At 45.9% G+C, this 785-nt stretch carries 1 protein-coding gene; it reads left to right on the top strand.

Annotated elements, in window-relative coordinates; translation table 11 throughout:
* The first annotated feature begins 41 nt into the window (after positions 1–41).
* Positions 42–674 (top strand): regulatory protein GemA, encoded by a 633-nt coding sequence (locus J7R10_RS08320; protein WP_010705189.1) that lies wholly within the window; start codon positions 42–44, stop codon positions 672–674.
* Positions 675–785: the final 111 nt, after the last annotated feature.

Raw genomic sequence — 785 nt, 5'->3', positions numbered from 1 at the left:
CGTCCTGTGATCATTGATGTGGCGAAGACGTGAGGGGTAACATGTCTTTAGCTATCCTTCATATGGGAAAACGCGCGTTAGGTCTTGATGATGAGACCTATCGCGCACTGCTCTATCGCTTGACGGGTAAGCAATCGGCGAAAGATTTGAGTGTTTCAGAGAAGCGTTTAGTTGTTGATGAAATGAAAGCGTGTGGTTTTGAGCCGAGTGTGAAGCGTTTAGAGGGGAAATATGCCAAGAAGCTCCAGGCGCTCTGGATTGCTGGCTGGAACCTTGGCATCATTCGTGATCGTTCAGACAAGGCGTTGCTTTGCTTTGTAAAGAGGCAAACGGGGATTGATCATATTCGCTTTTTGCGGGATGGGGATGACGCGACAAAAGCCATTGAGGCGTTGAAAAATTGGTTGCAACGTGAGGGCGGGGTTGACTGGAAAGGGAAAAAGATTCAAGATTCTTTGCAAAAACTACTGGGGCAAAAAATGCCAGGATATTTGATTTTACGTGCCCAATGGAAGCGTTTGCATCCTCATATTTTGTTTGACCTTGAGACTTTTCATCAAAGTGTTATGGCGTTAAGTGGTAAGACTTTGGCAGAGATGGATGTTTTTGATTTGAGATGCGTGATGAATATTTGGGGGCGGAAAATCCGTAAAGGTGTTAAAAGCGAGGGGTAAGCATGCATGCAAGAGGAAGTCTATAGCGATTTTCCTGCTTTATTGCGTGAAATAGCTGATGTTGCGGGCAGTGAGGCAGCATGGAATATGATGCGGGCTTTTGGTGGACGA

Origin of the sequence: Bartonella vinsonii subsp. berkhoffii ATCC 51672, from assembly GCF_902825225.1 — a bacterium.
Taxonomy (GTDB): Bacteria; Pseudomonadota; Alphaproteobacteria; order Rhizobiales; family Rhizobiaceae; genus Bartonella; species Bartonella berkhoffii.
Note: the sequence above shows the minus strand (reverse complement) of the source record. Positions and strands in the feature narration are given on the sequence as shown.